We start from the raw sequence: 22,923 nt of genomic DNA, 5'->3' as shown, positions 1-22,923 counted from the left end.
CCGCGTTCCCGATCACATCAGCGGGGCGTTTCTGACCTTTGGGACCTTTAGGCACGTCTGATCACCTTTTGCTCTTTTCCACAATCTTGGCAGATTCCGTGGCCGCGATCAAAATCGCTCGTCGTTTCCAACGCCATCGTGACCCGGTTGGCCTGTTGGTGCCGGATGTCGAGGGCCTTGGCAATGCACGCATCACAGATGGTGTGTGGACGGCGCCTCGAGATATGAGCATTCACTTTGTGCGCAAGGTGCATGGCGTCTCCTGTATGCTTCACGGTAAGCATAACAGGGGAACGTGCGCCTGAGGCGTCAATTTTCAAACTGAGACACTACCCGGATCTTTCTGACCGTTGACACTGCGATCACCTCGGTGCGCGAGCGGGACCTGCGCAACAGGTTCCGGTCGGTGGATCGCATCATGCCGCGGCTGATGTGGGATTTCGCGCGGCGACCGCTCTGGTCGCTCGACGTGCTGCGCGGCGGGGTCCCCGAGGTGGAGCTTGTGCGCGGGCGCAAGGAATTCGGGCGCGGGGCCCTTGCGCAGGCCGGCGCCCTCTCGCGGCGGCTGCGCAAGGACCTGACCTGGGAGACGGTCGCCGACCTGCGCGGGAAATGGCCGGGCTCGCTGATCGTCAAGGGGATCTCGGGTCCCGCCGACGCGGCGCTGGCCCGCGACGCCGGGGTGGACGGGATCGTGCTGTCGAACCTCGGCGGCCGGCAGCTTGACCAGGGGGCCTCGACCGTGTCTCTGATCCGCCCGGTCCGTGCCGCGCTCGGCGAGGACCTGGCGCTTTATGTGGACAGCGGGTTTCGGCGGGGCACGGACATCTTCAAGGCGCTGGCGCTGGGGGCGGATTGCGTCCTGATGGGCCGTCCCTTCGCCTGGGCTGTGGCCGCCGAGGGCGAGCGGGGCGCCGCGCATTTCATCGCCCTGCTGCGGCGCGAGATCGAGATCACCCTGAACCTCGCCGGAGTGTCGAGCGTCGCCGAAGCCCGCGCGGCCGGCCCGGCGATGCTATTCGACGGGGCGGGCCGAGCCGCCGCGCCCTAGGGATCCTCGAGACCGCACCAGCCGGCGATGAACAGCGCGGTCGCCTTGGTGACCCGCCGCAGGCTTTCGAGATCGACGCGCTCGTCGAAGCCGTGGATCGCCTCGGCGCGGGGGCCGTAGACCAGCGTCGGCGTGCCGGCGTGGAGGCCGAAGAACCGCGCGTCGGTGGTGGCGGTGATCGGTGCGCGCGGCAACTCTGCGCCGGTGACCGCGCCGTGGGCGGCTTTGAGCGCGCCGATGGCGGCCGCCGCCGTGCCGGAGCCGTCCAAGGACAGCGCGTAGCCCTCGGCGTGAAACCCGTGGTAGACGATGTCGGGCATCGCCCCGCGCAGGAACGGATCCTGCCGTGCTGCGTCGCGGATGACCTCTTCGATCTCGGCCTTGGCGGCCTCGATGCCCTGGCCGGGAAAGATCGCCATGCGCACGTCCAGCACGCACCAGGCGGGCACCGAGCTGGTCCAGTCGCCGCCCGCTATCCGCCCGATGTTGAGGTTCAGCGCGTGGTCCATATGGGCGTAATCGGCCGGGCGGTTCGCGGGGGCGTTCCAGCGCGCCTCCATCTCGTGCAGGGCCTGGATCAACGGGATCGCGGCCTCGATCGCGTTGGCGCCGGTGCCGGCATAGGCCACGTGCGTGGGCCGCCCCTTGAGCCGGACCTGGAACCAGATCACGCCGAGCTGCGCGGTCACCAGGGTTTCGGCGAAGGGCTCGGGGATCAGCACCGCATCCGCCGTGTAGCCGCGCTGCAGGCAGGCCAGCGCCCCGTTGCCGGTGCATTCCTCCTCGACCACGGATTGAAAGGTCACGTCCGCGGCAGGGGCCAGGCCGCAGGCCCGCAGCGCGTCGAGCGCGAAGAGGTTGGAGCTGAGCCCCGCCTTCATGTCGCCCGCGCCCCGGCCCCACATCCAGCCGTCCTCGATCCGTGGCGCGAAGGGGGCGGAGGTCCACATGTCCTTTGGCCCCTCGGGCACAACGTCCACATGCCCGTTGAGGATCAGCGAGCGGCCCTTGCCGGTCCGGCTGTGGTGGCTGGCCACGACGTTGACCGCATCCTCATAGGGCTCCGGCACCGGCGAGAGACCGGGCAGGCCGCGGATCGCCGCGACGTCGATTTGCCAGCGGTCGACTGTGTAGCCGCGCTCTGCCAGCGCCTCGGCCATGAAGGTCTGCGCCCCCTGTTCGTTGCCCCGGGTCGAAGGATGCGCGGTCAGCGCGGCCAGAAAGGCGGTCTGGTCGTCGAAGGCCGCGTCCACGGCATCGGCAAGGCGGGCTGTCAGTCTCTGGTCCATCATCTGCCTTGGAAGGTCGGGATATCGGTGTCGGGCACCGCGAGGGGCGCGGCGGTGGCCTCGGCGACCTCGGCCGCGCCGACCCCCCGGGCCAGTTCGCGCAGCACGAAACCTTCGGGGCCCACGTCGATCACCGCCATGTCGGTGAAAACCCGCGCGACCCGGCCCCGCGCGGTGGGCGGCAGGGTGCAGGCGGTCTTGAGCTTGGAATTGCCGGCGCGGTCCACATGGGCGGTCAGCACAACCACGCGCCGCGCCTTCTGCGCAAGCTCGATGCCGCCGCCGGCCCCGGGCGAGAACTTGCCCGGGATCTTCCAATTGGCCAGATCGCCCGTCTGGCTGACCTCGAAGGCGCCCAGCATCGTCAGGTCGAGCCGCCCGGAGCGGACCAGCGCGAAGCTGACCGCGCTGTCGAAGAAGGCGCTGCCCGGCAATGTCGAGACATAGGCGCCGCCCGCGTCGATCAGGTTGCGGTCGGCGGTGTCGGGCGGGCAGGTGGGGCCGATCCCGGTCAGGCCATTTTCGGTGTGCAGGCAGACCGGGAAATCGGCGGCGAGGTGGTCCACCACCTTCGTCGGCAGCCCGATCCCGAGGTTGACCACCATGCCCGGCGCGATCTCGCGGGCGGCGCGGGCGATCATGCGGGCCTTAGCGTCGGACAACGGCATACTCCTCGCCCAGCGGGCCGAGCCCGACGATCCGGTCCACGAAGGGTCCAGGGGTCTGCACCGCGTCGGGCGCAAGGCCCCCCGGCGGCAGCAGGTGTTCGGCCTCGACCACCACCCGCGCGGCGGCCATGGCCATCAGCGGGTTGAAGTTCCGCGCGGTGGCGACTTAGGCCAGATTGCCGAACGTGTCGGCCCGGTCCGCATGGATCAGCGCGACATCCGCCCGCAGGGCGGTCTCGACGATCAGCGCCCTGCCATCGAGCTCGACCCGCGGCTTGCCGTCGGCAAGCTCCGTGCCGTCGCCGATGTCGGTCAGGATCGCGGCCAGCCCGGCGCCGCCGGCGCGGATCCGCTCGGCGAGGATGCCCTGGGCGCAGAATTCGACCTCGATCTCGCCCGCGTTCATCATCGCGATCGCCCGCGGGTTCAGCCCGATATGCGAGGCCACGAGCCGGGCGACCCGGCCCGAGGCCAGCAGGTGGTCGATGCCCATGTCGGGCTCGTTGGCGTCGTTCTTGATCACGGTCAGCTCGCGCGCCCCCTGGCGCAGCAATTCGCGGATCAGCGTGAAGGGCGTGCCGGGCACCCCGAAGCCGCCGACCATGATCGTCGCGCCGTCCTCGATGCCCGCCATGGCCTCTGCCAGGGCCGCGGATTTGTCGGGCAGCCTCATGCAGCGGCTGTCTCCAGCCCGAAACGCGCGGCGAAGGCGTCGAGGCTGTCGGTCAGGATCTCCATGATCTCGTCTATCTGGGCGGAGGTCACGATCAGCGGCGGGCAGACCAGGAAATGGTCGCCCTCGATCCCGCCCCGGGTACGGCGCGAATAGAGGATGAGCCCGCGGGCATATGCGATCTCGACCAGCTCGGAATGGGCGTTGAGGCCCTTGGGCAGCGGCGCCATGGTCTCTCGGTCGGACACCAGCTCGAAGGCCAGCAGAAGGCCCTTGCCGCGCACGTCGCCGATGAAGGGATAGCGCTCCATGAGCACGGTGAGCCGGGCCTGGAGCAACGCGCCCATGGCGGCGGCGTTGGCGATCAGGCCGCGGGTCTCGAGCTCGTCCAGAACGGCGAGGCCGGCGGCGCAGGCCAGCGGGTTGCCGGCATAGGTGAAGCCGTGCAGGAACCCGCCCGCATCGAGGATCGGCTCCACGATCCGGCTGCCCGCCACGGTCGCGCCCAGCGGCGCGTAGCCCGCGCCGAAACCCTTCGAGAGCGCCACGATATCGGGGGTTATCCCCCAGTGTTCGGCGGCCAGAAACCGCCCCGTGCGGCCCGCGCCGGTCATCACCTCGTCGTAGATCAGCAGGATGCCGAAGGTGTCGCAGATCTCGCGGATGCGGCCGTAATAGCTGTCGGGCGCCACGAGCGCCCCGGTCGAGGCGCCGCCCACCGGCTCCATGATGAAGGCGAGGACGGTTTCGGGGCCCTCGGTCAGGATCCGGTCGCGCAGCGTCTCGGCGTATTTCAGCCCGCGCTGTTCCTCGGTGAGGTTGTCGCGGTCGAGGTAGGTGGTGGGGGCGGGGATCCGTGGCATCTCTTGCAGCATCGGCGCGAAGGGGTCCGCGAGCGGGGCATATCCGGTCAGTGCCAGCGCCCCCAGGGTGCAGCCGTGGTAGGAGGGAAAACGCGAGATCACCTTCCAGCGTTGCGGCTCCCCTTGGGTGAGGGCGTATTGCCGGGCGAGCTTCACTGCGCTCTCGACCGCTTCGGAGCCGCCGGAGACGAAGAACACCCGGTCGAGCCCATCGGGCATCATCGCGGCGGTCCGGGCGGCCAGGGCCTCTGCCGGTTCCGTGCGGAAGTGCAGGCGGTAGCCGAAGGTCGCCTTGTCCATCTGCGCCTTCATCGCGGTCAGGACGCGGGGGTTGGAATGGCCGATGTTGGAGACCATCGCGCCCGAGGAGCCGTCGATGTAGCGCTTGCCGGTTTCGTCGAAGAGATAGATGCCCTCGCCCCGGTCGAGAAAGGGCCGCGGATTGCGGGATTGGTAGAAGAGATGCGAAGGCGCGTCGGTCACGGGGTACCTGTCCGTCGGATGCGGGCCGGGCGGGTGCCGGCCGGATCCCGGTGGATCGCGCCGGGGCGCCTTGTCGGGTCCGAGCGGGTGGCGGGATGTCTGAGGTCGGACATGTGTCTTCCTGTAGCGATGGGGCGTGACCGGTGGGGCCTTTGCCCCGCGGGCGGCCTGTTTCTCGAGTGTGCAACCGGCGGGTGGTTTGGCGCCATTCCGGATTTATCGCGGCGGGGGAATGCGCCCTTTCGACAACGCCCCGGTGTTGGGGGCTTGTCGGGGCTTGTCGCGGGTCGGGCCTTTCGGGGACGGCGGTGGCGGATGGCCCGCCCGGTGTCGAGGGTCGGCTGTGTTGCGGGGCGGGGACGCCTCCGGCGGGAGTTTGTTGGCCAAGATGAAGGAGGGGCGGTGCCGTCGGGGCGGGCCGTCAGCTTTCGTAGATCAGGGCGACGGGGCCGCCGCCGTCGGGGCCCTGGTGTTCGGCCCCGCCGGAGACGAAAAGCTCGGTGCGGCCGACGAGACCGGCCAGGAGGCCGCCGACGAAACCGCGGGCGTGGCGGGTCGAGGAGATGTCGCTGTCGTCGAGCATCGTGTGCCGGGCGCCGCGGATGGCCCCGAAGCTGGAGGCCTCGGCCTTGGCAAGGACCGCCCGGATGCGCGGGGCCGCCTGCTGCAGCCCGGCGCCGGGGGCGACCGTCTCGAGCAGGCCGGCCACCGCGGGGGCGTCGATGGCGTCCTGCATCACCGCGTGGGCGATCCGCAGCGGCCCGGTCCAGGCGGCGGAGTGGCCGAGCACGACGACCTCGCATTGGGTGAGCTCTATGCCGGCCGAGCAGGACGCCCGCGCCGACCAGAGCGCAAGGTCGTGGCCGATGGCCCGATGGGGCAGCGTGTCGACCTCGTTCAGGGCGAGCGCCACCCCGAGCGCCGAGGCGCCGCGCGAGAGCCCCATGGATTTCAGCATGTTGTCGGTGGCCACGTCGCCTTTGGCCTCGGCCACGCGGGCGGCGGTGAGCAGGGGGCACTTGACCTGGACATAGTGCACGTCCTCCGGGCCCGCGATCTCGGCGCGGGCGATGGCCCGGGCCACCGCGTCGCGCACCAGCTCGGCCTGGGCCGGGCGGCCGATTTCCGAAGGATGAAGGGGGCGGGTGAGGGCGCTGGCCATGGCAAGCGCGGGGGGCGCGTCGGGCGCGTGCTCGGCTTCTGCCCCTGTCTCGTGGAACAGGATCCAGTGGGGCGATAGGCCGCCCTCGGTGCCGCCGGACATGACCAGGGGCAGGGCGTCGAGCCGATCCGCCGGCAGAAAGGGGGCGAGCAGGGCCCTGAGCGCCATGACCGACAGGCCGCGCGAGAAGTCGTTGACGCAGCCGTTGCCCTCGGTCTTGGCAAGCACCGCCACGATCCGGTCCGGGGCGATCCGGCCCGCATGGATTGCGGCGGCGATGGCCGATACGTCGTCGGGGGCCGCCATCGGAAGGCGGGTGACCTCTGCCTGCCGGGCCATCAGCTGGCCCGTCCCGTTGCGATGGGCGGGGACCGGCGCGGAGCGGGGCGCAGGTGACCGCTGTGCCGGGAGAGGTCCGCGCGGGCGGGAAGGCGTTTCATCGGCGGCGCGCTCATCAGCAGCACTCCCACTGGCCGGTGTAGAATTTCGCGAGCCCCTCGCCCAGCTCTGGCATGGCGCGGCGCAGGTCGTCGGTGTCGCCGGTCTTCGCCCGGAGCGCGGCCAGCAGCTCGGCCTCCAGCGCGGGCAGGTCGACGCCCACGACCCTGCCGTCGCGCACCACGGTTCGGCCGCCCACGTAGAGGTCGCGGACGTAGCCCTTGCGGCCCCTGGCCAGCAGCAGATCGAGCGGCGCCACCTCGGGTTCTATCATTTCGGCCGAGAGCGCCTCCCAGTCCAGCACCATCATGTCGGCGGGTGCGCCGGGCCGGATCGCGCCCGCCCCGTCCTCGCCGGTGATGGCGAAGCGGCCGTTGCCGAAGGCCATGCGTTGCAGGGCCGCGCGGTCCATGTGCCGCTCGAACCCGTGGGCCTTGTTGAGCATGTAGCCCAGCCGCATCTCGCGCAGGGCGTCCTCGTCCTCGTCGAAGGCGAGCCCGTCGAGACCCATGGCGATGCGGCACCCGCGGCGGAGCATCTCGCCCAGCGGTGCCAGCCCGGAGCTGACGATCATGTTGGAGCTGGTGTTGGTGACAATGATGGCGCCGCGCTCGGCGATCAGCTCCATCTCGTCGGGGCGCAGGTGGATGCAATGGGCCATCGACAGGCGCGGGGTCAGCAGACCGATCTCGTCGAGATAGGTCACGATGCCTTGCGGATAGGTCTCGTCGGCCCAGGCCCGCTGATAGCGTGTCTCGAGCAGGTGCATGTGCACCCGCCGCCCGGTGCGGGCCGAGGCCTCGGCGATGCTGCGCAGCATCTCGTCGCTGCACCATTGCACGCCGGCGGGGCCGTACTGGACGGTGACGCCATCGCCATCGCGCTCGATCTCGGCGGCGACGGTCTCGACCATGGCGAGCTGGTCGTGCACGGGCTGGTAGGGCTTGAGAAAGCGGCGCGAGACGCATTCGACGGTCTCGGGCGACAGATCCGCCATCAGCCCGGCGTGGTCGCCGTAGACCAGCGGGTTGATGTCGCGGCAATGGACGGCGAGGGCCATGTTGATGCCCACGTCCCGCGCGGCGCGGGCGACCTCGCGGGCCTCGGTGGGAAAATCGGTGAGGCCCTGGACCCGGGTGTAATGGGCCATGACCGAGCCGGTGCCGCCCGCAGCCGAGCGGGCGAAGGCCACGGCCGAGGACAGGTAGGGATCGACCGAGGGGATCAGGGCCAGATAGGGCAGCCAGGCCTCGAGCGGCACGTCGAAGCTGTTGACCTGGCTCAGCCGCGCGACCCGCGCGTGGTCGTGGGCGTTCGAGACCGGCGGCAGGACGAGCCCGGACGCGGGGCTTTCGCCCCCGTCCGAGACCGACCCGTCCGAGACCGACCCGATCTTGCCGTCCTTGAGGGCGATCCGGGCTGCCCGGCGCGGCGCGGAGCCGTCGCCGGGCAGCAGCCAGCTGGCCGAGACCGTCGTCCCGTCCGAGGTCGCGGCCACCTGGGTCATCGCGACAGCTGACGCTCTTCGAGGGGCGGCAGGAAGCTGCTGTCGAAGATCTCGCCGGCCTCCGGCGTGCTGGGCAGATCGAAGATGCCGACCAGCAGGTCGATCGCCCCGGCCAGCCGTTCGGGATCGACGGCGCCGATGCCGATCTCGTCGGTCTCGTCGGTGACGAAATGGGTGTCGAGGGCGAAGTTCAGGCGCTGCGCCTCGATGTCGCCGTCGATCAGCGGCTCGATATCGGTCAGCACCGCGACCCCGGCGTCCACATCGCCCGCGACCTCGATCAGCGCACGGTTCAGTGCGCGCGTCAGGCCGGCCACGGCTTCGGGGTTCTCCTCGTAGAGCTCGCGCGAGACCATCAGGCCGTTGGAGTAGAGGCCGACGCCGTAGTCGGAATACATGAACCAGTTGATGTCCTCTTCGGGGTCAAGACCCTGGGCGCTGAGGTTCATGTAGCTGGTCACGCTGAACACGGCAGAGAAATCGACCTCTCCGTTCAGCAGCATCTGCTCTTGCAGGTTCGGCGCCATGTTCACGACCTCGACCTCGGACTGGTCGATGCCGTTGGCCTCTGCCAGCGCCTCGAACAGGATGCCGGCCGCGCCGCCCGACGGGGTGCCCATGGTCCGTCCCGCGATGTCGCCGAGTTCCTGCACCGGACCGTCCGCCCGCGAGATCAGGGCGAAGGGGGGCGAGTTGTAGAGCATGTAGACCATCACCGGGGCTTCGACGTCGCCGGCGGCGGCAACCTGCACGATGGCGTTGATGTCGCCGAGACCGGCGTCATAGGCCCCCGAGACGATCCGGTTCACGGTGGCGGCGGAGCCTTCGCCCTGGTCGATCGTCACGTCCAGGCCCTCGGCGTCGAAATAGCCCTTTTCCTCGGCCCAGAAGACGAAGGCGTGGATGCCCTGGTATTTCCAGTCGAGGGTGAAGCGGATCTCGGTGTCCTGGGCCAGGGCCGGGGTGGCCAGGGCCAGGGTCGCGGATAATGTCGTCAGCAGACGTTTCATGTCTTTCTCCTTGGAGTGGTGAACATCGTTCGTTGGGTGGGGGCGTCGGTGTCGGGGGGAGCCTCACATCGTCTTGCGCATCGCCCAGCCCGCCACGCGCCGCTCGATCAGGGCGAAGATGGCGTAGAAGACGATGCCCATGGTCGCCAGGACCATCAGCCCGGCGAAGACCAAGGGCACGTTGAACGAGGACGAGGCGATCAGCATCATGTTGCCCACGCCCTTGTTGGACGCGACGGTCTCGGCGATCACCGAGCCCACGAACGAGAGCGTGATCGCGACCTTCAGCGAGGCGAAGAAATAGGGCATCGAGCGCGGCAGGCCGATGTTCCAGAGGATCTCCGTCTTGGTCGCCTTGAGCGAGCGCATGACATCCTCGAGCTCGGGCTCGACGGTGGCGATGCCGGTGGCGGTGTTCACGACGATGGGAAAGATGCAGATGATCGCCGCCGTCAGGATCGCGGGCACCGTGCCCGCGCCGAACCACAGCACGAAGATCGGCACCACGGCGACCTTGGGGATCGAGGAGATCCCCACCAGCAGCGGGTAGGCCGTCTCATACGCCAGCTTGGACGAGCCGATCAGGATGCCCAGCAGCAGGCCGATCACCACACCGGCCGAAAAGCCGACCATCGTGGTATAGAGCGTCTGCTGCGCGTGGGGCCAGATCGCGGGCGCATACTCGAAGAAGGTCGTCACGATCTGGGTGGGCCGCGGCAGCACCAGGTGCGAGATGCCGAAGATCAGGCAGATCAGCTCCCACAACACGAAGAAGCTGACGATCAGAAGCCCGGGCGCGATCTTGCGAAGCGTCGTTTTCATGCGGCATTCCGTTTGCGGATATTGGGGGTGTGCACGATCTTGTTGCGCAGGCGCTGGACAAGGGCGACGAAGTCCGGCTCGAACACCAGGTCGATGTCGCGGGGGCGGACGAAATCGATCACGCTGTCATCGACGATCCGGCCCGGACGCGGGCTCATGACGCAGATCCGGCTGGCGAGATAGGCCGCCTCGCGCAGGTCGTGGGTCACCAGGATCACCGTGGGGCGGGTCTCGATCCAGAGCTCCTGCAAGGTCTGCCAGAGCTCTTCGCGGGTGAACTGGTCGAGTGCGCCGAACGGCTCGTCGAGCAGCAGCAGGTCGGGCTCGTGGATCAGCGCGCGGCAGAGGTTGGCGCGCTGCATCATGCCGCCCGACAGCTCCCAGGTGTTGTTGTCGGCGAAATCGATCAGCCCGACCTTTTCCAGCAGGGCATCGACCCGCTCGCGGTACTCGCCCCGGCGCTTTGCGCGGTAGTCGGCCTTGAACGGCGGCACGATCTTGAGTGGCAGCATCACGTTGTCGCGCACCGTCATCCAGGGCAGCAGCGAGGCGCTCTGGAACGCCATGCCGACCCGGATCGGGGTCGCGCCCAGTTCGCGGCCGGAAAAGAAGATGTTGCCGGTGGTGGGGGCCAGCACCTCGCTGACCAGCTTCAGGATCGTCGACTTGCCGCAGCCCGAGGGACCGACGAGCGCCAGGAAATCGCCCTTGGACAGGGTCAGGTCCGTGGGTTGCAGGGCTTCGGTTCCGTCGTCGCCGGTGCCGTAGGTGACGCCGACTTTCTCGAAAACCATCAGTTTTTCAGAGGGTTGTGCCGTCATGTCATCTCCGTGTGGAACGGGGCTGCGGGGAACGGGGCCGCGGGAAGCGGAAGGGGGGAGGCGCGGCGGGTCACAGCGCGGCCCATCCGCCGTCGACGGGCAGATCGACGCCGGTGATCTGGCGCGACCGGTCCGAGGCGAGGAACAGCGTCGCGTCGGCGATGTCCTGATCGGTGCTGATCCGCCCCAGCGCATAATCTGAGGCATGCTTGGCCGCCGCCTCCTCGAAGCTCAGGCCGTGTTGTTCGGCGACCTGCGGGACGACCTTGTCGCGAAAGCGCGGCCCGTCGACCATGCCGGGGGCCACGATGTTGACCCCGATGTTGTCGGCCCCGAGCTCCAGCGCGAAGCTCTTGGTCAGCCCGCGCAGGCCCCATTTGGAACTGGAATAGCTCAGCCGCATCGCCCGGCCGCGCATCCCGAAGGTGCCGCCCACGTTGACGATCCGCCCGCCGCCGCCGTGCGCCATGACCGGGGCCACGGCGCGGATCGTGTTGAACGGGCCGCGCATGTTCAGCTGCACGATCTGGTCGAACTCCTCCTGGGTGGTCTCGACCCCGGTCTTGCCGATCGGGCCGGTGCCGCCCGCGACATTCACCAGCACGTCGACCCGGCCGAAGATGTCGGTGATGGAGGCGACGGCCGCCTCCACCGAAGCGCCGTCGGTGACGTCGCATTTCAGGACCTGGACCGTCACGCCCATGGCGCGTGCCTCGGCCGCGACCGGGCCGATGGCATCGGTGTCCCGACCCAGCAGCGCCAGATGCGCACCCTCGCGGGCGAAGCCGAGGCTGATCGCGGCGCCCATGCCCTTGGCCGGGCCGGTGATCACCGCGACCTTGTCTTTCAGGTGAAGGTCCATTTGCCGTGTCCTCAGAGCAGCTTGTAGATGCGCTCGGATTCGGGCGGCAGGAACGCGTCGGTATAGACCTCCGACACCTCCGGCGTGCGCGGCAGGTCATTGGCCTCGACGACGATGTCGATCGCCGTCTCGAACCGCGCGGGATCGACGCTGCCCAGGCCGTTCTCGGCCAGTTCGGGATGGTTCATCTCGTCCTGCAGGGTGGCGATCAGGCGCTCCAGCTCGACCTCCTTGTTGATCAGCGGCTCGCGGCGGGCGACGGCCTCGACGGCGGCCTCGGGATCGGCCAGCGTGTCGGCCACGCCCCGGTTGATCGCCGCGACCATGCCCGAAACCATGTCGGGGTTTTCCTCGGCCATCGCCTTGGGGATGATCAGGCCGTTGGAATAGAGGTCCATGCCGTAATCGCCGTAGTTGATGAAGCGGATCTCTGTGTCGGGATCCATGCCCGACAGCTTGGCGGAGAAGCGGATCGTGTTGACATAGCCGAACACGCCCTCGACCTGGCCGGACTTCAGCATCTGCTCGCGCAGGTTGGACTGGAAGTTCAGGATCTCGATGCTGTCGCTGTCAAGGCCCGCGACCTGGGTGAAGGCCGGGAACAGCTTGAGCGCGCCGTCATTGGCCGCCCCGCCCAGCAACCGGCCGTTCAGGTCGTCGGCGGTCATGATGTCGGAAGCGGACAGGACGGCCACGGTGAAGGGCGGCTTGTTATACATCTGGTAGACGCAGATCGGCGCCTCTTCGGGGCTGGTGGCGGCCAGCTGGATCAGCGCGTTGACGTCGCCGAAGCCCACGTCGTAGGCGCCGCCCGCGACAGAGCCGACCGCCGCGCCCGAGCCATTGCCCTGGTCGATGGTCATGTCGATGCCCGCATCGGCGAAATAGCCGTTGTCCTGGGCCAGAAAGAACCAGGCCTGCGGGCCCTGGTAGGTCCAGTTCAGCACCATCTTCAGGGGCGTCAGGTCCTGGGCGAGGGCCGGCGAGGCAAGGCCGAGCGCGGCGGCCGAGGCGCCGGTGCTGCGCAGAAAGTCGCGTCTGTTCATCGTCATGGTCACGTCTCCTTGGGTTGGGGGGAAGAAAACGCCCGTGCGAGCGCGTCGGTCGTGGTGGTGAAGCCGTAGAGCATCCGGGTGATGTAGAGGATCGCGTCGGTCACATGCGGCGGCGAGGGCGTGCCGCAGGCGTCCTCGACGATCACCGCGTCGAAGCCCTGGAAACAGCCGTCGGCCATGGTCGCAAAGACGCAGCGGTCGAGGTTGACGCCGGTGTAGATCAGCGTGGTCACGTCCAGCCGGCGCAGGATCTGGTCGAGCGCGTTGTCGCGGAACCCCGACAGCCGGTGCTTGGAGACATGCAGGTCGCCGGGCGCGGTCTCGATCGTGTCGAGGCTGTCGGCCCCCCAGCCGCCTTCGACCAGCACCGGCCCGTTGGGGCCGTCGTCGCCATAGGCGCGCTGGGTGCCGCAGGCCGAGGCCTTGTCGAGCACGTTGGCCGGCAGGTTCGCCGCATCGGCGCGGATGCCCCAATTGACGTGGATGACCGGAACCCGGGCCGCGCGGGCCCAGGCGCACAGCGTGTTGATCGCGGGCACCAGGGTCAGCAGCGGCGCGACGTCCGCGCCCCGGTCGGCCGCGAACCAGCCGTCGGGGTGCAGAAAGTCGTTCTGCATGTCGATCACCATGAGGGCGGTCCGCGACAGATCGAGGGTCAGCGCCTGCGGCAGCGCCCGGAGCGGGGCCGGCCGCTGTCGCCGCTCCGGCCGCACCAGGCTGACGCTGTCGCCGTCCTGGCTCCAGCGGTCGCGGCGCAGATGGGCAGTCTCGGAAAGATCGTTCGGCACGGGTCACTCCTTGGTCGGGACCGAAGATGATGGGTTCGAGTGACGCTGTCTTGTGCTAAATTTTCGGTTGGGCGTTGCCGAAAACGCGACACCTCCCTATTGCTGGTTGGGATGAAACACCTCACGACCTTCCGCCTGATCGACGTGATCGTGCGCAGCGGCTCGATCCGGGCCGCCGCCGAGATCGTCTCGCAGACCCCCTCGGCGGTGCAGCGCCGCCTGCAGGCCTACGAGGACGACCTTGGCGAGCAGATCTTCGAGCGCACGGCCACCGGCGTGCGCCTGAACGCGGCCGGCGAGATGGCGATCCTGCATATCCGCGAGGTTCTGGCCGAGACCGAGCGGCTGAAATCGCGCCTCGCCGACCTGTCCGGGATCCGGCGCGGCCACGTGGCGATCGCCTGCAGCCAGGCGCTGACGCCGCATTTCCTGCCGCGCGAGATCGCGGCCTATCTGCACGATTATCCCGACGTGACCTTCAACGTGGAGGTGATGGAGCACACCGCCGCCGCCGCCGCGATCAACACCTTCAGCACCGACATCGCCCTGGTCTTCGACGAACGCAGCATGCCCGACTACGACGTGCGTCTGGCCCTGCCGCAACGGCTGGTGGCGATGATGGCCGCCGACCATCCGCTTGCCTCCGAGCCGGTGCTGCGGCTGCGGCAATGCGTCGCCTATCCGCTGATCCTGCCCAATCGCGGCTTCGGCGGCCGGGCATTGCTTGAACGGGCGCTGCAGGGGAAATCATTCCAGGCCGTGCCGATGTTGCAGAGCAATTCGTTCGAGTATCTCAAGGCCCATGTGTCGATGACCGACGCGATCTCGTTCCAGATCAGCATCGGGGCCCCGGGCGGGCACGACGGCGCGACGGGACTTGTCAGCCGCAGCATCGACATGCGCGACATGGATGCGGGGATGCTGTTTCTGGGCCAGCGCCACGGGCGGATCCTGCCGGTCGCGGCCTCGCGTTTCGCCGAACAGATCGCGCGGTCGCTCAGCGTTCTGGCCGACACCTAGGCGGTCGCCGTGCCTCAGGCGAGGGTGGCCAGCAGCCGATCCAGCATCCGGTCGCAAGCGGCCAGCTGGTCGAGGGCGATATATTCGTTCGCCTTGTGACCCTGGGCCATGTCGCCGGGGCCGCAGACCAGCGCGGGCACGCCGGCGGCATCGAAATGGCCGGCCTCGGTGCCGAAACCCACCTTGGTCAGCTCCGCCTCCTCCAGCAGGGCCGACAGAATGCGGACCGCCTCCGCCCCCTCCGGCACGTCGAGACCGGGATACGCGGTGCCGGCCGCGATCTCTATGGCAGTGCCGCCGATCCGTTCGGCTGAGGTGCGCAGCAGGGCCTCCAGCGGGGGCAGGGGCTCTGCCGCGACGTGGCGGATCTCGAAATCCAGCGTGCAGAGATCAGGCACGATGTTGAGCGCGGTGCCGCCCGCCATGCGCCCGGCGTGGACCGTGGAATAGGGGACGCTGTAGGCCGGGTCGCGGGCGCCGGTCGCGGCCAGATCCGCCTGCAGCTCGCGCAGTGCGCCCAGCATGTCCGCCCCAAGGTGCAGGGCATTGCGGTAAAGCGGCGCCTCGGCGGAATGGCCGGCCTCGCCGTGGCAGGTGACCGCATAGGCCGCCTTGCCCTTGTGGCCGGTGGCGATGCGCATGGAGGTCGGCTCTCCGACGATGCAGAGGCGCGGCAGGCCGATCAGGGCGTCGAGGTGGCCGATCATCCGGGCGATACCGCGACAGCCGACCTCCTCATCGTAGGAAATCGAGAGCTTCAACGGCTCGGCCAGGGTCATGCCGGCGGCCGCGTCGGCGGCGCGCAGCATGCAGGCCAGAAAGCCCTTCATGTCGGTGGTGCCCCGGCCATGGACCCGGTCGCCCTCGGCGGTCAGGCGGAACGGGTCGCGGCGCCAGGGCTGGCCGTCCGTGGGCACCACGTCGCTGTGCGCCGAAAGCATGACCCCGCCCGGGCCCGCCGGGCCGAGCGTCGCGAACAGCCCCGCCTTGCCGCCGGTCGGATCGGCCAGGCGGTGGACGGTCGCGCCGCGCCGCTCCAGGAAGTCCTGCGCCCAGTCGATCAGCGGCAGGTTACTGTCGCGGCTGACCGTGGGAAAGGCCACCAGGCGGTCGAGCAGGTCAAGGGTGGTCATGTCGCCTCGAAGGTGATGCGGCCGTCGCAGATCGTCAGCACGGCGCCGACCGCAAGATCGCCCGGACGGTGCAGGCTGTCCAGATCCCCGGCGACAAGGACCAGGTCGGCCAGCATCCCCGGCGCGAGCCGGCCCAGCCGGTCCTCGTCGAAGGCGGCATGGGCGCCCTGGGCGGTATAGGCCTCCAGGCATTCATCCAGCGTCAGGCGCGGATCGGGCAGGCCCTCGGCCCAGGGCTGGCGGGTCAGCGCGCATTGGATCGCGTGCAGCGGATCGAGCGGCGAGATCGGCCAGTCGGTCGCAAAGCGCAAAGGCACGCCCGCATCCTTGATCGCCCGCCAGTTGAACGCCAAGGGCCAGCTTTCGCGGCCCATCAGGGTCACCGTGGGTTCCAGCGGCAGGCCCGCGCTGCCGGGCGGGTGCACCGGCTGCATCGAGGCGATGACGCCTAGATCGCGTAGGCGGGGGATGCCGTCGGGATGGATATTGTCGATATGCTCCACTCTGTAGCGGATTTCGCGTGGCCCGTTGATGTGACGTGCGGCCTCGTAGCCGTCCAGCACGTGCCGGACCGCCCCGTCGCCCACCGCGTGGACGCTGATCTGAAGTCCCGCCGCGTCGGCCTGCGCGCAGAGCCGGGCAAAGAGTTCTGGCGGCACGATCGGCGCCCCGCGAAAGCCCGGACGGTCGGGGTAATCCTCCAGCTTGAGCGCGGTCCAGTTGTCGAAGACACCGTCCATGAACATCTTGACCCGCCCGCAGGAGATCGTCTCACTGGCGAAATCGCGGGTCATGGCGACGGCCTTGGCCACCGGATCGCCGGCCGCGTCGATCGGGATGCGGCAGGGCACCTCGATCCGGCAGGGCAGTGGCGCCTCGGCCTCCAACTCTCTCAGCAATTCCAGCTGGTAGCGGTTGCCGTCCATGTTGATCAGCTTGGTGATGCCGTGGCGGGCGCAACAGGTCATCCCGGCCCGCAGGCAGGCCTTGTCGGCGGCGCGCTGGTCGGGGGTGACGGGCCCGGGCTCGGCACCGGCCATGCCCAGCGCCTCGCGCCCGCCGGAGGGGCCGAGCGCCGAGAGGCACTCCATCGCGCCGCCCTCGCGGAGCTCGCCCGTGGCGGTGCCGTCGGCGGCCATCACCACCTCGGCGGCGGGGCCCACGTCGCGGCCGTGGATCAGCCCGGCGCGCTCCAGCGCGATGGTATTGGCCCAGCCGGTGTGGAAATCGCAGGCGATCATGTAGAACGGCCGGTCCGGGATCGCGGCGTCGAGCTGTTGCCGCGTGATCCGGGTGCCCTCGCCGAACAGGGTGTAGTTCGCACCATAGGCGATCAGCAGATCCGCGTCGGGCTTGGCGGCGGCGAACGCCTGCACCGCATCCCGCAGCGCCTTTGCGCCGAAGACCTCCGCCACGTTCAACCGCCCGAGCGAGGCGCCGCCCTCGAAGAGATGCACGTGGCTTTCGTAGAAGCCGGGCAAGAGCGTGCCGCCCCGGCCGTCGATCACCCGCGTGTCGGGGCCCGACAGCGGCAGGCCCTCGGCCTCGGTCCCCAGCGCGAAGATCCGGTTGCCCCGCAGCGCCAGAGCCCCCGCGCGGGGCCGCGCCGGATCCATGGTCCGGACGTCCACGTTGTGCAGGATGAGGCTCGCGCCCTCGGGCGGCATGGCTCTGGCCCCTGCGGGCGGCGAGAATGGCGCGCGAGGCCCGCTCGCCGATCATCATCGTCGGCGCACAGATGTTGCCGCCGATCAGCGTCGGCATGATCGAGGCGTCTGCCACCCGCAGGTTGGCGATCCCGCTGACGCAAAGCCCCTCCGGGTCGACCACCGCCATCGGATCGGTGCCCATCTTGCAGGTGCCGACAGGGTGATAGACCGTCAGCGCCTCTGCCCGCAGATAGGCAAGGATCTCTTCGTCGGTCTGGACATGCGCGCCGGGCAGCATCTCCTTGCCGCGGATTGGCTTGAAGGGCGTGGCCGCGAAGATCTGCCGCGCGATGCGGATGCCCTCGACCAGCGTCCGGGCGTCCTCTTCGGCGGTGAAGAAACGGTGGTCGATCTCGAACCCGGTCCCGGCACCGGCCGGGCGCAGCTCGCCGACGCTCTTCGGGCGCAGGACGCAGGTGTGGATGGCATAGCCGTGACCGTATTCGATCAAACGGCCCCGATGGCTGCGGTAGCCGGGGACGAAGTGGAACTGGATGTCGGGGCGGTCGCCCGCGTATTTCGTGCGGGCAAAGCCCCCGGCCTCGACGTAGTTTGTGGTCAGCATCCCCCGCCGTGCCCCGAAATAGCGCAAAGGCGCTGCGATCATCGCGGGCAGGTTGGCGACCGACAGGCCCAGCGTCCGGGTGGAGGCCGAGCGGGTGGTGATCATCCCGTCGATATGGTCGCGCAGGTTCTGGCCGACGCCCGGCAGGTCGTGCCGCACCTCGCGCCCGGCAGCCTTCAGCGCGGCGCCCGGCCCGATGCCGCTGGCCATCAGCAGGGCGGGCGAGCCGATGGCGCCCGCGCTCAGGATCACCTCGCCCGCGCAGCCCAGCGTCTGCTCGCGGCCCTGGCGGCGGATCACGAGGCCGGTGACGCGGGCGCCGTCCAGCACAAGGCTGCGGCTTTCCGCGCCGGTCAGGATCGTCAGGTTCGGCCGGCTTGCCACGGGGGCGAGGAACGCGCGGTAGGCGTTGAACAGGCTGCCCTTGTCCTGGGTGACGTTGTAGATCCCCACGCCGTCCTGGTCGGGGCCGTTGAAATCTTCGTTTTCGGACAGTCCGCAGGTGCCCGCCGCCTTGACGAAAGTGCGCGACACCGGGTTGGGGTCGCGCGGATTGTCCACCAGCAGCTCTCCGTCGGTGCCGTGGTAGGCCGGGTCCTGGCCCAGGCGGTTGCGCTCCAGGTCCTTGAACACCGGCAGCACGTCGTCATAGGCCCAGCCAGAGCAGCCCAGCGCCGCCCAGTCGTCGTAATCGCCCGCATGGCCCCGGATGTAGACCATCGAGTTGATCGCGGTCGAGCCGCCCAGGGCCTTGCCCCGGTTCACAGGGATCCGGCGGCCGTTCATCTCGGGCTGCGGCACGCCCATGTAGCCATAGTCGAATTTCGGATCGCCATAGAGCGACAGGATCCCCGCCGGGACCCGCACCCGCAGGCTGTCGCTCGGCCCGCCGGCCTCGACCAGGCAGACCTGCATCGCGGGATCGGCGGACAGCCGGTTGGCCAGCACGAAGCCCGCGGAGCCTGCGCCGATGATGATGTAGTCATAGGGGGCGTCTGTGGGGGGCTCTGTGGCGGCGTCGGTCATCGGGACCTCCTGGAAAGCACGGGCGGGGAAGTGGCGGAGAAGTGGCGGGGAAGTGGGGCAGACGTGGGGGGAGGGCACGCGGGGGCGCCCTCCCCGGTCGCGACGTGGCCGGTTACTGGAGCAATTGCGTCCAGACCCGGGTCACGAGGTCCTGCGCCGCGGGCGAGCAGGCCTGCGAGAAGACGACCGGCACGTCCGGAAAGAGCTCGGGCGCGTTCTCGGGGGTGCAGATCGCATCCTCCAGGACCAGTTCGACCGGCGAGGAATGGGCGTAGTAGTTATACTGGATCGTCGCGTTCTCGGGCATCGACATGAAGTCCATGAACAGCTTGGCGTTGTCGATGTTCGACGCGCCCGTGGGCACGACGAGGCTGTCGATCCAGCCGACAAGACCCTCTGCGGGCATCGCGAACTCGATCGGCGCGCCGTCGTTCAGGCGGGTCTTCATCGCGTTGCCGTCCCACCAGAAATGGGCGCCGACCTCGCCCGACCCAATGCGGTTCTCGATGTTGTCGGAGGCATAGACCGCCACGTCGGGCTTTTGCGCGGCCAGCAGGTTGTAGACCTTCTCCATCTCGGAAGGATCCTCGCTGCAGAAGTCGACGCCGAGGTAAAGCTGTGCGGCGCCGACAACCTCGTCGGGGTAGTTCAGGCTGGCGATCATGCCCTCCAGCGCCCTCCGGCTCGAAATAGGCGACCCAGCTGTCGACCGGCCCGTCATAGAGGTCACGGTTCACGGCGTAGCCCGCGGTGCCGTAGGCGAACGGGATGGAATAGTCGTTCTCGGGGCCCCACCACTGGCCGAGCCACTTTTCATCGACCTGGCCGTAGGCGTCGAGCTCGTAGGCGTCGATATCCTCCAGCAGGCCCTCGTCGGCCATGATCTTGAGGAAGTGCTGGGAGGGCATGACGATGTCATAGCCGGAGCTGCCGGCCTGCAGCTTGGTCAGCAGGTCCTCGTTCGAATTGTAGCCGTCGACGGTGACATCGACATCGTAGGCGGTCTCGAACGTCTCGATCAGTTCGGGCGCGATGCTGTCCGACCAGACATAGACGTTGAGCGAGCCTTCGGCCTGCGCCGTACCGGCGAGCGCCATGGCGGCGGCGGTGGTCATCAGGAACTTGTTCATCGGGATCTCCTTGTTGGGGTTGGCTTTTTGGGGTTGGTTGGTGCCTTGTCAGGTCTCGGCCACCGCGCTGCCCCGACGCTGGATGAACAGCGCGAGACCGGCCACGAGGAGCGAGACAAGGATGATGAGGGTGGAAATCGCGTTCAGCTCTGGCGTGGTGCCCTGCCGGATCAGGCCGAAGATATAGACGGGCAGGGTGGTCGCGCCGCCGGAGTTGAGCATGTTCGAGGTGATGAAATCGTCCATCGAGATCACGAAGGCCAGCATCGCCCCGGCCACCATCCCCGGCCCGATCAGCGGCAGCGTCACGCGGCGGAAGGTGGTCCACCGGTCGGCATAGAGATCGGCCGACGCCTCTTCGAAATCCAGGTCCATGCCCTGCATCCGGGCGCGGATCGGCAGGAAGGCGAAGGGGGTGCAGAAGGTGGTATGCGCGACCACGAGTTTCAGGAACCCGTTGCTGAAGCCGATCTGCGAGAACAGGATCAGCACCGCGACCGCCAGCACGATTTCGGGCAGAAGCAGCGGCAGGGTCACGATGGTCTCGGACACCCGACGGAACTTCACCCCCTTGCCCCGCACCAGCACCAGTGCCGCCATCAGCGCGATGATCGTGGCAAAGGTCGTGGCCAGCGCCGCGACGGACAGCGAGGTCTTGACCGCGTTCAGCAGGTTCTGGTTCGACAGCGCGGCGGCGTACCACTTCAGCGAAAAGCCGCTCCAGACCGATACCAGCCTGTTCTCGTTGAACGAATGGAAGACGACCACGGCGATCGGCAGATAGAGCCAGGCGAAGAAGACGATGGCGAAGGGGCCAAGGCCGCGGTAGCGGCGGACATCGTGCCGGTGCGCCATCAGGTGGCCTCCTCGGCGTCGCGCCGCGCCGCGCGCAGCCCGTTCTGCAGCAGGAACAGCACCACGAGGCTCATCTGCAGCAGCGCGATCGCCGCGCCGAAGGGCCAGTTGCGCGAGCCGCCGAACTGCATCTGGATCAGGTTGCCCATCATCAGGGTCTTGCCGCCGCCCAGCAGGATCGGCTCCAGCACCGCGCCGAGGCAGGGCACGAAGACCAGCACCGCGCCGGCAGCCAGCCCCGGCCGACAAAGCGGCAGGATCACCCGGCGCAGGGTCGCGAGGCGGCTGCCGTAGAGGTCGTGCGAGGCCTCCACCAGCGCCGGGTCGAGCTCCTCGATCGAGGCGAAGACCGGCAGGATCATCAGCGGGATTTAGCTGTAGACCATGCCTGCCAGCATCGCGCCGTTGTTGAACAGCAGGCTGTCGATGTCCTCGGCCAGGCCGGTGAAGCGCAGCGAAGCGCAGCGAAGCGCAGCGCGGTCTCGATCACGCCGTTGTTGCCCAGGATCATCAGCCAGGCATAGACCCGCACGATCATCGACACCCGGAACGGCAGCGTCACCGCGAACAGCAGCATGGCCCGGGTGCGGCCGTCCTGCAGCGTCATCCAGTAGGCGATGGGAAAGGCCAGCACCATGCAGATCAGCGTGGTGGCCGCGGCCAGCACCAGCGGGCGGGCGATGATGAACAGGTATTGCGGGTTGAACTCCAGATCGCCTGACCAGCCCTCGTTGAACAGGATCTGGCGGTAAGCGTCGGTCGAGAACTCGAAGCTGAAGCCGCCGTAGGCGCCCCGCGTGGCGAAGGACACCGCGACGATGATCAGGATCGGCAGCACCATGGTCAGCGTCATCAGGATATGGGCGGGCAGCAGGCCCCAGACGCGAAAGTCCCTCATTGGCCCAGCACCCGCGCGGCTTCCGGCTGAAAGCCCAGCCGGACGGTCGCGCCCTCGGCCCGGCCGTCGTCCTCGGTCCGGCCATTGCGGCGCGACACCCGGATCTCGGCCTCGCCCACCCGGATCAGGTAATAGGTATAGCCGCCCAGATAATTGGTGGCCGTGACCGTGCCGGTCAGGATCTCGCCGGTGGCGCGGTCCTCGAGCCCGATCTTCTCGGGGCGCAGGGACAGCGTCGCCTTCGCCTGGCCGCCATGGACATTGCGCTGGGGCGCCGTCACGTCGAGGCCCAGCGGCGTGCGCACCCGGGCCATGTCGCCCTCGACCGACAGGACGTCGACGTCGAAGAAATTCGTCTCTCCGATGAAATGGGCGACGAAGCGGTTGGCCGGGTTCTCGTAGACCGCGCGCGGGGTGCCGATCTGCTGGATGCGCCCGTCGCCCAGCACGCAGATGCGGTCGGACATGTCGAGCGCCTCTTCCTGGTCGTGGGTCACGAAGACGAAGGTCAGCCCGGTCTTGCGCTGCAGGACGCGAAGCTCTTCGCGCATCGCCTGGCGCAGCTTGAGGTCCAGCGCCGACAGCGGCTCGTCCAGCAGCAGCACCTCGGGTTCAGGCGCCAGCGCCCGGGCCAGCGCGATCCGCTGGCGCTGGCCGCCCGACAGCTGCGCGGGCTTGCGCCGGGCGAATTGCGCCATGTGCACCAGCTCCAGCATCTCGGCCACCCGGGCGCGGACGCGGTCCCTGGGCCAGCGCAGGTTTTCCAGCCCGTAGGCGATGTTCTGTTCCAGCGTCATGTGTGGAAACAGCGCGTAGCTTTGAAAGACCGTGTTAACCTTGCGCTTGTGCGGCGGCAGGTTCTGGATGTCGTGGCCGTGCAGCCCGATCTTGCCGGTCGTCGGTTCCTCGAACCCCGCGATCATCCCCAGCAGCGTGGTCTTGCCGCAGCCCGAGGGGCCAAGCAGGGTGAAGAACTCGTTGTCGTAGATGTCGAGAGAGATGGTTTCGAGCGCCTGGAACGTCCCGAACATCTTCGACACCTGCCGGATCTCGACGGCTGTCTTGCGCGTGTCCACGTCAGGGCCTCTTGCTGCG

The 22,923-nt window shown here is 68.7% G+C and carries 20 protein-coding genes and 3 pseudogenes; 2 read left to right on the top strand and 21 right to left on the bottom strand.

The window, feature by feature from the left end:
• The first annotated feature begins 337 nt into the window (after positions 1-337).
• Positions 338-1,051 carry an alpha-hydroxy acid oxidase gene (locus ROA7023_RS00815; RefSeq protein WP_085877097.1) on the top strand — a complete coding sequence of 238 codons (714 nt, stop codon included), beginning with the start codon at positions 338-340 and terminating at the stop codon, positions 1,049-1,051.
• Here ROA7023_RS00815 and ROA7023_RS00810 read toward each other — a convergent pair.
• From ROA7023_RS00810 to ROA7023_RS00755, 12 genes and pseudogenes are all read right to left on the bottom strand, one after another.
• Positions 1,048-2,340 carry an ArgE/DapE family deacylase gene (locus ROA7023_RS00810; protein ID WP_085877096.1) on the bottom strand — a complete coding sequence of 431 codons (1,293 nt, stop codon included), beginning with the start codon at positions 2,338-2,340 and terminating at the stop codon, positions 1,048-1,050. The genes ROA7023_RS00815 and ROA7023_RS00810 overlap by 4 nt on opposite strands.
• On the bottom strand, positions 2,340-3,002 hold the full coding sequence (locus tag ROA7023_RS00805; RefSeq protein ID WP_370739182.1) for a 3-oxoacid CoA-transferase subunit B: 663 nt from the start codon (positions 3,000-3,002) through the stop codon (positions 2,340-2,342). Before ROA7023_RS00805 ends, ROA7023_RS00810 begins: the two co-directional genes overlap by 1 nt.
• Positions 2,989-3,681, bottom strand: a pseudogene (locus ROA7023_RS00800) (CoA transferase subunit A). The gene ROA7023_RS00805 and the pseudogene ROA7023_RS00800 overlap by 14 nt, the downstream one beginning before the upstream one ends.
• Complete coding sequence (locus ROA7023_RS00795) at positions 3,678-5,027, bottom strand: aminotransferase family protein (RefSeq protein ID WP_085877094.1); 1,350 nt, start codon at positions 5,025-5,027, stop codon at positions 3,678-3,680. Before ROA7023_RS00795 ends, ROA7023_RS00800 begins: the two are co-directional and overlap by 4 nt.
• Positions 5,028-5,448: 421 nt before the next feature.
• A complete protein-coding gene (atzD, locus tag ROA7023_RS00790) occupies positions 5,449-6,528 on the bottom strand; it encodes a cyanuric acid amidohydrolase (protein WP_085877093.1) in 1,080 nt (359 codons plus the stop codon).
• 115 nt (positions 6,529-6,643) lie between these two features.
• The gene (locus tag ROA7023_RS00785) at positions 6,644-8,134 is read right to left on the bottom strand and encodes an amidohydrolase family protein (RefSeq protein ID WP_085877092.1); all 1,491 of its coding nucleotides are present in this window, start codon (positions 8,132-8,134) and stop codon (positions 6,644-6,646) included.
• Entirely contained in the window at positions 8,131-9,144 is a 1,014-nt protein-coding gene (locus ROA7023_RS00780) for an ABC transporter substrate-binding protein (protein WP_085877091.1), read from the bottom strand. The genes ROA7023_RS00785 and ROA7023_RS00780 overlap by 4 nt, the downstream gene beginning before the upstream one ends.
• A gap of 63 nt (positions 9,145-9,207) precedes the next feature.
• A complete protein-coding gene (locus ROA7023_RS00775; protein ID WP_085877090.1) occupies positions 9,208-9,966 on the bottom strand; it encodes an ABC transporter permease in 759 nt (252 codons plus the stop codon).
• Positions 9,963-10,787, bottom strand: a complete 825-nt coding sequence (locus tag ROA7023_RS00770) for an ABC transporter ATP-binding protein (protein ID WP_143535403.1) — start codon at positions 10,785-10,787, stop codon at positions 9,963-9,965. The genes ROA7023_RS00775 and ROA7023_RS00770 overlap by 4 nt, the downstream gene beginning before the upstream one ends.
• 70 nt (positions 10,788-10,857) lie before the next feature.
• A complete protein-coding gene (locus ROA7023_RS00765; RefSeq protein WP_085877088.1) occupies positions 10,858-11,649 on the bottom strand; it encodes an SDR family NAD(P)-dependent oxidoreductase in 792 nt (263 codons plus the stop codon).
• A gap of 11 nt (positions 11,650-11,660) precedes the next feature.
• Positions 11,661-12,701 (bottom strand): ABC transporter substrate-binding protein, encoded by a 1,041-nt coding sequence (locus tag ROA7023_RS00760; protein ID WP_143535402.1) that lies wholly within the window; start codon positions 12,699-12,701, stop codon positions 11,661-11,663.
• Positions 12,702-12,703: 2 nt separating this feature from the next.
• Positions 12,704-13,492, bottom strand: a complete 789-nt coding sequence (locus tag ROA7023_RS00755) for a cysteine hydrolase family protein (protein WP_200812433.1) — start codon at positions 13,490-13,492, stop codon at positions 12,704-12,706.
• Positions 13,493-13,603: 111 nt separating this feature from the next.
• Between ROA7023_RS00755 and ROA7023_RS00750 the strand changes: the two genes are divergently transcribed.
• A complete protein-coding gene (locus ROA7023_RS00750; protein WP_085877087.1) occupies positions 13,604-14,512 on the top strand; it encodes a LysR family transcriptional regulator in 909 nt (302 codons plus the stop codon).
• Between the two features lie 14 nt (positions 14,513-14,526).
• Here ROA7023_RS00750 and argE read toward each other — a convergent pair whose 3' ends face one another.
• The 9 genes and pseudogenes from argE to ROA7023_RS00715 all read right to left on the bottom strand — a co-directional run bounded on the left by argE (position 14,527) and on the right by ROA7023_RS00715 (position 22,904).
• A complete protein-coding gene (argE, locus tag ROA7023_RS00745; RefSeq protein WP_085877086.1) occupies positions 14,527-15,645 on the bottom strand; it encodes an acetylornithine deacetylase in 1,119 nt (372 codons plus the stop codon).
• On the bottom strand, positions 15,642-17,312 hold the full coding sequence (locus ROA7023_RS00740; RefSeq protein ID WP_085877085.1) for an amidohydrolase: 1,671 nt from the start codon (positions 17,310-17,312) through the stop codon (positions 15,642-15,644). The genes argE and ROA7023_RS00740 overlap by 4 nt, the downstream gene beginning before the upstream one ends.
• Positions 17,313-17,418: 106 nt before the next feature.
• Positions 17,419-18,945: pseudogene (locus ROA7023_RS00735) on the bottom strand (GMC family oxidoreductase); the annotation flags it as partial.
• A 112-nt stretch (positions 18,946-19,057) separates the two neighbouring features.
• The gene (locus ROA7023_RS25435; RefSeq protein WP_268807958.1) at positions 19,058-19,609 is read right to left on the bottom strand and encodes an extracellular solute-binding protein; all 552 of its coding nucleotides are present in this window, start codon (positions 19,607-19,609) and stop codon (positions 19,058-19,060) included.
• Positions 19,610-19,688: 79 nt separating this feature from the next.
• Positions 19,689-20,042: pseudogene (locus ROA7023_RS25625) on the bottom strand (ABC transporter substrate-binding protein); the annotation flags it as partial.
• Positions 20,043-20,123: 81 nt separating this feature from the next.
• A complete protein-coding gene (locus ROA7023_RS00725; RefSeq protein ID WP_085877084.1) occupies positions 20,124-20,930 on the bottom strand; it encodes an ABC transporter permease in 807 nt (268 codons plus the stop codon).
• The gene (locus ROA7023_RS24705; RefSeq protein WP_200812430.1) at positions 20,930-21,292 is read right to left on the bottom strand and encodes an ABC transporter permease; all 363 of its coding nucleotides are present in this window, start codon (positions 21,290-21,292) and stop codon (positions 20,930-20,932) included. Before ROA7023_RS24705 ends, ROA7023_RS00725 begins: the two co-directional genes overlap by 1 nt.
• On the bottom strand, positions 21,292-21,828 hold the full coding sequence (locus tag ROA7023_RS24700; RefSeq protein WP_200812429.1) for an ABC transporter permease: 537 nt from the start codon (positions 21,826-21,828) through the stop codon (positions 21,292-21,294). Before ROA7023_RS24700 ends, ROA7023_RS24705 begins: the two co-directional genes overlap by 1 nt.
• Complete coding sequence (locus ROA7023_RS00715; RefSeq protein WP_370739181.1) at positions 21,825-22,904, bottom strand: ABC transporter ATP-binding protein; 1,080 nt, start codon at positions 22,902-22,904, stop codon at positions 21,825-21,827. Before ROA7023_RS00715 ends, ROA7023_RS24700 begins: the two co-directional genes overlap by 4 nt.
• Positions 22,905-22,923: the final 19 nt, after the last annotated feature.

Origin of the sequence: Roseisalinus antarcticus, assembly GCF_900172355.1 — a bacterium.
In the GTDB taxonomy this organism is placed as follows: Bacteria; Pseudomonadota; Alphaproteobacteria; order Rhodobacterales; family Rhodobacteraceae; genus Oceanicola; species Oceanicola antarcticus_A.
The sequence above is the reverse complement of the archived record's forward strand: the minus strand, read 5'-3'. Positions and strand labels throughout refer to the sequence as shown.

Coding starts and splice junctions, on each gene's coding strand:
- ROA7023_RS00765 (WP_085877088.1), bottom strand. CDS start 11,649: ATGGACCTTCACCTGAAAGACAAGGTCGCGGTGATCACCGGCCCGGCC.
- ROA7023_RS00760 (WP_143535402.1), bottom strand. CDS start 12,701: ATGACGATGAACAGACGCGACTTTCTGCGCAGCACCGGCGCCTCGGCC.
- ROA7023_RS24705 (WP_200812430.1), bottom strand. CDS start 21,292: ATGATCCTGCCGGTCTTCGCCTCGATCGAGGAGCTCGACCCGGCGCTG.
- ROA7023_RS24700 (WP_200812429.1), bottom strand. CDS start 21,828: ATGAGGGACTTTCGCGTCTGGGGCCTGCTGCCCGCCCATATCCTGATG.
- ROA7023_RS00770 (WP_143535403.1), bottom strand. CDS start 10,787: ATGACGGCACAACCCTCTGAAAAACTGATGGTTTTCGAGAAAGTCGGC.
- ROA7023_RS25435 (WP_268807958.1), bottom strand. CDS start 19,609: ATGATCGCCAGCCTGAACTACCCCGACGAGGTTGTCGGCGCCGCACAG.
- ROA7023_RS00810 (WP_085877096.1), bottom strand. CDS start 2,340: ATGGACCAGAGACTGACAGCCCGCCTTGCCGATGCCGTGGACGCGGCC.
- ROA7023_RS00785 (WP_085877092.1), bottom strand. CDS start 8,134: ATGACCCAGGTGGCCGCGACCTCGGACGGGACGACGGTCTCGGCCAGC.
- ROA7023_RS00775 (WP_085877090.1), bottom strand. CDS start 9,966: ATGAAAACGACGCTTCGCAAGATCGCGCCCGGGCTTCTGATCGTCAGC.
- ROA7023_RS00725 (WP_085877084.1), bottom strand. CDS start 20,930: ATGGCGCACCGGCACGATGTCCGCCGCTACCGCGGCCTTGGCCCCTTC.
- ROA7023_RS00740 (WP_085877085.1), bottom strand. CDS start 17,312: ATGCCGCCCGAGGGCGCGAGCCTCATCCTGCACAACGTGGACGTCCGG.
- ROA7023_RS00750 (WP_085877087.1), top strand. CDS start 13,604: ATGAAACACCTCACGACCTTCCGCCTGATCGACGTGATCGTGCGCAGC.
- ROA7023_RS00780 (WP_085877091.1), bottom strand. CDS start 9,144: ATGAAACGTCTGCTGACGACATTATCCGCGACCCTGGCCCTGGCCACC.
- argE (WP_085877086.1), bottom strand. CDS start 15,645: ATGACCACCCTTGACCTGCTCGACCGCCTGGTGGCCTTTCCCACGGTC.
- atzD (WP_085877093.1), bottom strand. CDS start 6,528: ATGGCCCGGCAGGCAGAGGTCACCCGCCTTCCGATGGCGGCCCCCGAC.